Source organism: Klebsiella sp. SWET4 (assembly GCF_024296565.1).
In the GTDB taxonomy this organism is placed as follows: domain Bacteria; phylum Pseudomonadota; class Gammaproteobacteria; order Enterobacterales; family Enterobacteriaceae; genus Klebsiella; species Klebsiella variicola.
The window spans coordinates 1-1,640 of sequence record NZ_JANCOB010000039.1; the positions used below are offsets into that span (position 1 = coordinate 1).

Annotated in this window: 1 protein-coding gene; it reads right to left on the minus strand. The window is 68.5% G+C overall.

Annotation, left to right across the window (positions count from 1 at the left end; all coding sequences use genetic code 11):
• Positions 1–1,628 (minus strand): biotin/lipoyl-containing protein (locus tag NKJ21_RS27330; protein WP_254733421.1); only part of this gene is annotated, 1,628 nt, incomplete at its 3' end.
• Between the last annotated feature and the right edge of the window lie 12 nt (positions 1,629–1,640).

Sequence of the window (1,640 nt, forward strand, 5' to 3'; positions counted from 1 at the left end):
GCGACGGGATCGCCGGCTTTTGCGTTGACGGCCTTGACGGTTCCGTCGCGCTCGGCGCGGATGATGTTCTGCATCTTCATGGCCTCGAGGACGCAGACGACCTCGCCCTCGCGGACCAGCTGTCCGGGGGCGACGTCCATGGAGACGACGAGGCCGGGCATAGGCGAGAGCACCAGCTTGGAGGTGTCCGCGGCCTGCTTCTCGGGCAGCTTGTTGTGCAGTTCGGCCGAGCGCGGCGTCAGGACCAGCACCCGGGCCTTGGTGGCGCGGTGGCGGATGTCGAAACCCTCGGCGGCCGGTGCGACCTGGACGGTGAAGGCCTGCCCGTCGAGACGGGCCTTGAACACCGGCTTGCCGGGCCGCCAGTCGATGTCGCTCAGGGTCAGGGTCCGGTTCTCGTCCAGCAGGGCGATGGCGAGGGCCTCGTCGCCAGAGACCTTCACCCGGCGGCGATGCGGGCCGATGGCCACGGTCCAGGTCTCGCGCGGCGCGCCGATCAGGCCCGAGGCGTAGGAGCGGGCTCGCGTGGCGTAGACCCGCTGCATCGCCGCGCCGACGGCGGTCAGGATGTCGATCTGGTCGGCCGTCGGCTCCGTGCCCTGGAAGCCGTCCGCGAACTCGTCCTTGATGTAGTTGGTCGAGATCTTGCCCGAGCGGAAGCGCTCCTGGTCCATCACCGCCGCCAGGAACGGGATGTTCTGGCCAAGACCCTCGATATGGAAGTCCTCCAGGGCCCGGCCCATGCCGTCGATCGCCGCCAGCCGGGTCGGGGCCCAGGAACACAGCTTGGAGATCATCGGATCGTAGTACATCGAGATCTCGTCGCCCTCGCGCACGCCCGCGTCGTTGCGGATCGCATAGGCGCCGTGATCGCCCTCGGCCGGCGGGTCGTAGCGGACCAGTCGGCCGATGCTGGGCAGGAACTTGCGATACGGGTCTTCGGCGTAGATGCGGCTCTCGATGGCCCAGCCGTTGATATTCAGGTCCTCCTGCTTGAAGGCGAGCGCCTCGCCCCAGGCCGAGCGGATCATCTGTTCGACCAGATCAAGGCCGGTGATCAGTTCGGTGACCGGGTGCTCGACCTGCAGGCGGGTGTTCATCTCGATGAAGTAGAAGCGACCGTCTTCATAGAGGAACTCGAAGGTGCCGGCGCCACGGTAGCCGATCTCCACGCAGGCATCGACGCAGCGCTTGAGCACTTCGGCGCGGGCCTTCTCGTCGATCAGCGGGGCGGGGGCTTCTTCCAGCACCTTCTGGTGGCGGCGCTGCAGGGAGCAGTCGCGTTCGCCCAGGTGCACCACGTTGCCGTGGCTGTCGGCGATGACCTGCAGCTCGATGTGGCGCGGCTTCTGGAGGTAGCGCTCCATGTAGACCGTGTCGTCGCCGAAAGCGGCGCGGGCCTCGGCGCGGGCGGTCGAGACCGCCTCGGCCAGGTCCTCGCGGGTCTGGGCGACCTTCATGCCCCGCCCGCCGCCGCCGGCGGCGGCCTTGATCAGCACCGGGAAGCCGATGCGGTCGGCGGCCTCGAAGGCCTCTTCTTCGGTCGAGACGCCGCCGTCCGAGCCCGGAACGACCGGGATGCCGGCGTCCTTCACGGCCTGCTTGGCGGTGATCTTGTCGCCCATCATCCGGATGTGCTC